Below are 6,437 nucleotides of genomic sequence, written 5' to 3'. Positions count from 1 at the left end.
CCGCCTTCATGCCAACCACGTGATAGCCCGCATCGACATGCAGCACTTCGCCCGTGGTGCCGGACCCGAGATCGGACAGCAGATACAGCGCGGCCTTGCCGACCTCTTCTTGCGTCACGTTGCGCCGCAGGGGCGAGTTCAACTCGTTCCACTTCATGATATAGCGGAAATCGCCAATGCCACTGGCCGCAAGCGTCTTGATCGGCCCGGCGGAGATGGCGTTGACGCGCAGCCCGTCTTTGCCAAGGTCTTCGGCCATGTAGCGCACGCTTGCCTCGAGCGCCGCTTTTGCGAGACCTTGCACATTGTAGTGCGGCATCACCCGCTCTGCGCCGTAGTAAGTCAGGGTCAGCATCGCGCTGCCCGCAGGCATCATTGCCGCCGCGCGCCGCGCCGCCGCGGTGAAGGAATAGACCGAAATATCCATAGATACGCGGAAGTTTTCGCGGCTGGTATCGACATAGCGGCCCCGCAATTCGGCCTTGTCGGAAAACGCAATCGCATGGACCAGAAAGTCGATCTTGCCCCAAACCTCGGCCAGTCGCGCGAACAGCGCATCGAGCGAGGCGTCATCGGCCACGTCGCATTCGATCAGTTCGGTGGCGTTGATCGTTGCGGCCAGCGGTTGCACCCGCTTGAGCAAGGTCTCGCCCTGATAGGACAGCGCGATCTCGGCACCTTGATCCGCCAGCGCCTGTGCGATGCCCCAGGCAATCGACTTGTCGTTGGCAAGGCCCATGATCAGCCCACGCTTGCCCTCCATCAGTTTGCTTGACATCCGCTCTTCCCGCCATTGCTACTAAGGTCCGCAAGCTTTAGGCCAAAGCCACTGAGGCATCAAGGCGGCTTACGCGGGGGAAAGAATGAGCGACCGGAGTGGTATTTTTGCGGGCGACGATCCTTTTATCCTTGCGCAAAAGTGGCTTGCCGAGGCCGAGAAAACCGAGCCGAACGACCCGAACGCTATTGCGCTGGCAACCGTTGATGCCGCCGGGCTGCCGAATGTGCGCATGGTGCTGCTGAAGGAGATCGAGGCAGACGCCTTTATCTTCTACACCAACTATGAAAGCGCCAAGGGGCAAGAGCTGAACGCCTCGGGCCGCGCGGCCTTTGTGATGCACTGGAAAAGCCTGCGCCGACAGATTCGGGTGCGCGGGCTGATCAGCCATGAAGAGGGGCCAAAGGCAGATGCCTACTTTGCCTCGCGTAGCCTCAAAAGCCGCTTGGGCGCATGGGCCTCGCGGCAGAGTCGGCCGTTGACCTCGCGCAGTGCGCTGATGGCCGAGGTGGCGCGGGTGACGGCGCTTCATGGACTCAACCCGCCAAGACCGCCGTTCTGGGGTGGTTTTCGGCTTGTGCCGCTAGAGATCGAATTTTGGGCAGATGGGCCGTTTCGGCTACATGATCGCTTCCGCTGGGCGCGACATTCTGCCGCAGAAAACTGGGATATCACGCGCCTGAATCCGTGAATTTCACGCTTCGTGAAATGCAATGACGTAGATTTTACAGCGTTTTCCTCTTGCACCTTGGCCCGTAGTTGTGACACTTCACGCGCCGAAGTTGCATAAGAGAGAACGCTGGCCATGATTCAAGATCAGAGTGCACTGCGCAAAGTCGCGGGTCGCGTCAAATGGTTCGATCCGACAAAAGGCTTCGGGTTTGTGATCGACGCCGAAGGTGGCACAGATATTTTGCTACATGCCAATGTCTTGCGCAATTTCGGACAAGGGTCGGTAGCTGACGGCGCTTCTATTTCGGTGATGGCGCAGGTCACCCCGCGCGGCGCGCAGGCGGTCGAAGTGCTGGAAATCCTGCCCCCTGAAAGCGACCGACTCGCACATATCGAAGACCTAGATGAGACCTCACTCGAAGCGATCGCCGCCTTGCCTCTCGAACCGGCACGGGTAAAGTGGTTCGACAAGGTCAAGGGTTTCGGGTTTGCCAACGTGTTCGGCCGCAACGAGGATGTCTTCATCCATATCGAAGTGCTCAGACAGTCGGGGCTTGCCGATCTTGGGCCGGGTGAGGCGGTCGCGTTACGTGTGATCGACGGCAAACGTGGCAGGATGGCAGCACAGGTTCTGGCCTGGGAAGTTGCGGTGCGAGGAGTTTAGGTCATGCGTCGGTGGGGTGTTGTGTCGCTTTTCTTGTTTTTGGCGGCATCACCCGCAGCGGCGTTAGAGTGCCGCGATGACCTTGCGCTGTTCCGCTGGCCAGGCGGGCAGGCGCAATTCAACATCGAAATTGCCGATGAACCCGCAGAGCGCCAGCAGGGGCTGATGTATCGCGAAAGCCTCGCGACCAGTGCGGGCATGTTGTTTATCTATGACTATCCGCAGACCTCAGTTTTCTGGATGAAGAACACGTTGATCCCGCTGGACATGCTGTTCATCGATTCGACCGGCGTGGTGCGCCAGATCCAGGCTGACGCCAAACCGCTGGATGAAACCCATCTAGAGGGTGGCGACGAGGTGTTGATGGTGCTGGAAATCAACGGGGGCCTTGCGCGGCGGATCGGTATTCAACCGGGCGCCGAGCTTGCGCACCCGCGGCTTGATCAAACAACTGCGGCTTATCGCTGCCCATAGGCCTTCCCCTCGGCACACGATGCCGCTAGATAGGCCGTTGTCGGGGTGTAGCGCAGCCTGGTAGCGCGGCTGCTTTGGGAGCAGTAGGTCGCAGGTTCAAATCCTGTCACCCCGACCATTCAACCAAAATCAGATGTGAAGTTGACTTGCCATGTTGTCGCAGGGCCACGGGCACGCGCGGCCCGCCTTGCGGCGCGCGGACGGCGCATAGTTCATTTGATATTTGAGAAACCCCCGCCAAATAAGCGGCAATCCTTGATAATGTCGTCGCATCGGCGGGCAGGGTGCCTGTGGATGAATCAAAGGGCCTAAACCGCGGCACCGACGGCCCTCTGCGTCAACATCAAAAACATCTCTCTGGGGTCGAAAACTTTGTTGACCCGACCTCACAAACCCGTCAGCTTGTGCGAACCGGCCGGATTGCTACCAGATGTAGTGGTGGCGCGGCAGGTGCAAAGCTAAACCGCATCGCTTGGCCGATAGCAAAATGGCCAGAACCCCGAGTTTATTTCGGGGATAGGCGGGGCTTTGCGACACGAGGGTTAAGAAACGGGACGGGCAGATCATGAAAATCGAGCGTAAATTTACATCCGCGGCCTCTGGGGCCTATGGCGATATCGACTTTGCCACGATGGTTTCCGAAATCCGCAACCCCGATGGCACGGTGGTGTTTCGCAACGATTCCGTCGAAGTGCCGCAACATTGGAGCCAGGTCGCATCAGATGTGCTGGCGCAGAAATACTTCCGCAAGGCAGGCGTTGCCGCGCGGCTGAAGCGCGTTGCCGAAAAAGGCGTGCCCGAGTTTCTGTGGCGCTCTGTGCCCGATACCAAGGCGCTCGAATCCTTGCCCGAGGGGAAACGATTCGTGGGCGAGTCGTCGGCGCGGCAGGTGTTTGACCGGCTGGCAGGCGCGTGGGCCTATTGGGGCTGGAAGGGCGGCTATTTCACCACGGAATCGGACGCCCGCGCCTATTACGACGAAATGCGTTACATGCTGGCCATGCAGATGGCGGCACCGAACAGCCCGCAGTGGTTCAACACGGGGCTGCATTGGGCCTATGGCATTGACGGCCCGAGCCAAGGCCACTTCTACGTCGATTTCAAAACCGGCAAGCTGACCAAATCGGACAGCGCCTACGAACACCCGCAACCACATGCGTGCTTCATCCAGTCGGTCAGGGATGATCTGGTGGGCGACGGCGGCATCATGGACCTTTGGGTGCGCGAGGCGCGGCTGTTCAAATACGGCTCGGGCACCGGCACGAACTTCAGCTCGTTGCGCGGCGAGGGCGAAAAGCTTTCGGGTGGCGGTAAATCCAGCGGCCTGATGGGCTTTCTGAAAATTGGCGACCGCGCGGCGGGCGCGATCAAATCGGGCGGCACCACGCGGCGCGCCGCGAAAATGGTGATCTGCGACATGGATCACCCCGATATCGAAGAGTTCATCAACTGGAAGGTGCTCGAAGAGCAGAAGGTCGCCAGCCTCGTGGCCGGATCCAAGATGCACGAGCGCGAGCTTAACAAGATATTCGAGGCCATCCGCACTTGGGATGGCGACATGGTCGATGCCACCGACCCTGCGAAGAACCCGGCCTTGAAGGCCGCGATCCGCTCGGCCAAAAAGATGCTGATCCCGGAAACCTACATAAACCGCGTGCTGCAATACGCGCGGCAGGGCCATACCTCGATCGAGTTTCCGACCTATGACACCGATTGGGATAGCGAGGCCTATCTTTCCGTCTCGGGGCAAAACTCCAACAACTCGGTGCGCGTGACCGATGCCTTCTTGCAGGCAGTCAAGGACGATGCCGATTGGGCGCTGCTGCGCCGCACCGACGGCAAGGTCGCCAAAACCGTCAAGGCGCGCGATCTGTGGGATCAGGTGGGTCATGCCGCTTGGGCCTGTGCCGACCCCGGCATTCAGTTTCATGACACGGTGAACGCTTGGCATACCTGCCCTGAAGACGGAGAAATCCGCGGTTCGAACCCGTGTTCGGAATACATGTTCCTTGACGATACCGCCTGCAACCTTGCTTCGATGAACCTGCTGACCTTCTACAAGGACAACAAGTTCGACGCCGAAGCCTATATGCATGCAACCCGGCTTTGGACCGTGACGCTGGAAGTCTCGGTCACGATGGCGCAGTTCCCCTCGCGCGAGATTGCGCAGCGCTCCTATGATTTCCGCACGCTCGGGCTGGGCTACGCCAATATCGGCGGGCTGCTGATGTCGATGGGTCTGGGCTATGACAGCGACGAGGGCCGCGCCATTGGTGCCGCACTCAGCGCCATCATGACCGGCGTGTCCTATGCGACCTCGGCGGAAATGGCGGGCGAGCTTGGCGCCTTTCCGGGCTATGCCAAGAACGCGCAGCACATGCTGCGGGTGATCCGCAACCACCGCCGTGCCGCCTATTCCAAGGTGCGCGGCTACCATGGGCTTGCGGTGCTGCCGGTGCCGTTCGATCACGCGAGTTGCCCCGACCAAACCCTTGTCGAGCTTGCCAAATCCACTTGGGATGAGGCGCTGCGGCTGGGCGAGATGCACGGCTATCGCAATGCCCAAGTTTCGGTTCTCGCGCCCACCGGCACGATTGGCTTGGTCATGGATTGTGACACCACGGGCATCGAGCCTGACTTTGCGCTGGTGAAGTTCAAGAAGCTCGCGGGCGGCGGCTATTTCAAGATCATCAACCGTTCGGTTCCTGCGGCGCTAGAGGCGCTTGGCTACCGCTCGTCAGAGATCGAGGAAATCATCGCCTATGCCGTGGGGCATGGCAGCCTTGGCCAAGCGCCGGGCATCAACCACACAGCGCTTTTGGGCCACGGCTTTGGCGCGCGCGAAATCGAGAAGGTCGAGGCGGCGCTGCCCGCGGCCTTCGACATACGCTTTGTCTTCAATCAGTGGACGCTGGGCGAAGAGTTCTGCACCGGCACGCTTGGCATTCCCGCCGAACGGCTAGCGGACCCCACTTTCGACTTGCTGCGCCACCTCGGCTTTACCAAGGCGCAGGTCGATGCCGCCAACGACCACGTTTGCGGCACGATGACACTGGAAGGCGCACCGCATCTGAAGGCCGAGCACTATTCGGTATTCGATTGCGCCAACGCCTGTGGCAAGACGGGCAAGCGTTACCTGAGTGTCGAGGCGCATATCCGCATGATGGCAGCGGCGCAGAGCTTCATTTCGGGCGCAATCTCGAAAACCATCAACATGCCGAACACTGCCAGCATCGAAGACACGCTTGCGGCCTACGAGTTGAGCCACAGCCTCGGCATCAAGGCCAACGCGCTGTATCGCGATGGCTCCAAACTCAGCCAGCCTCTGGCTTCGGCGCTGATCGAGGATGACGAAGAGGCCGAAGAGATCATGGCCACTGGCAGCCCGCAGCAAAAAGCAGTCGTGATGGCCGAGAAGATCGTCGAAAAGGTGATCATCAAGGAGATCGTGCGCAGCCACCGCGAAAAGCTGCCCGAGCGGCGCAAAGGCTATACGCAAAAGGCGGTTGTTGGCGGCCACAAGGTGTATCTGCGCACCGGCGAATACCAAGACGGCCAGCTTGGCGAGATTTTCATCGACATGCACAAGGAAGGTGCGGGTTTCCGCGCCATGATGAACAACTTCGCCATCGCGATCTCGGTAGGGCTGCAATACGGGGTGCCGCTGGAAGAGTTTGTCGATGCCTTCACCTTCACCAAGTTCGAGCCTGCGGGCATGGTGCAGGGTAATGACAGCATCAAGAATGCGACGTCGATCCTTGACTATGTGTTCCGCGAACTGGCGGTAAGCTACCTCGACCGCACCGATCTTGCGCATGTGAAGCCGCAGGGTGCCAGCTTTGACGACAT

General features: G+C 59.9%; 5 protein-coding genes and 1 tRNA gene. 5 read left to right on the top strand and 1 reads right to left on the bottom strand.

Annotated features, from left to right (window positions below):
• Positions 1-778: enoyl-ACP reductase FabI (gene fabI / locus ABY403_RS12100; protein ID WP_372841077.1), on the bottom strand; the 778-nt coding region annotated here is incomplete at its 3' end.
• Between the two features lie 85 nt (positions 779-863).
• Between fabI and pdxH the strand changes: the two genes are divergently transcribed.
• The 5 genes from pdxH to ABY403_RS12075 all read left to right on the top strand — a co-directional run.
• Entirely contained in the window at positions 864-1,469 is a 606-nt protein-coding gene (gene pdxH / locus ABY403_RS12095; RefSeq protein ID WP_372841076.1) for a pyridoxamine 5'-phosphate oxidase, read from the top strand.
• A 114-nt stretch (positions 1,470-1,583) separates the two neighbouring features.
• A complete protein-coding gene (locus tag ABY403_RS12090) occupies positions 1,584-2,114 on the top strand; it encodes a cold-shock protein (RefSeq protein WP_372841075.1) in 531 nt (176 codons plus the stop codon).
• 3 nt (positions 2,115-2,117) lie between these two features.
• Positions 2,118-2,588, top strand: a complete 471-nt coding sequence (locus ABY403_RS12085; RefSeq protein WP_372841074.1) for a DUF192 domain-containing protein — start codon at positions 2,118-2,120, stop codon at positions 2,586-2,588.
• Positions 2,589-2,629: 41 nt separating this feature from the next.
• Positions 2,630-2,706, top strand: a tRNA-Pro gene (locus ABY403_RS12080).
• Positions 2,707-3,153: 447 nt separating this feature from the next.
• On the top strand, positions 3,154-6,437 hold a 3,284-nt coding region (locus tag ABY403_RS12075; protein WP_372841073.1), incomplete at its 3' end, for a vitamin B12-dependent ribonucleotide reductase.

The sequence above is a fragment of the Phaeovulum sp. genome (assembly GCF_041596715.1).
In the GTDB taxonomy this organism is placed as follows: domain Bacteria; phylum Pseudomonadota; class Alphaproteobacteria; order Rhodobacterales; family Rhodobacteraceae; genus UBA6213.
This window is presented reverse-complemented; position numbering and strand designations above follow the sequence as displayed.

Bases quoted from the DNA above. Each gene is read 5' to 3' on its own strand.
- ABY403_RS12090 (WP_372841075.1), top strand. From the start codon at position 1,584: ATGATTCAAGATCAGAGTGCACTGCGCAAAGTCGCGGGTCGCGTCAAA.
- pdxH (WP_372841076.1), top strand. From the start codon at position 864: ATGAGCGACCGGAGTGGTATTTTTGCGGGCGACGATCCTTTTATCCTT.
- ABY403_RS12085 (WP_372841074.1), top strand. From the start codon at position 2,118: ATGCGTCGGTGGGGTGTTGTGTCGCTTTTCTTGTTTTTGGCGGCATCA.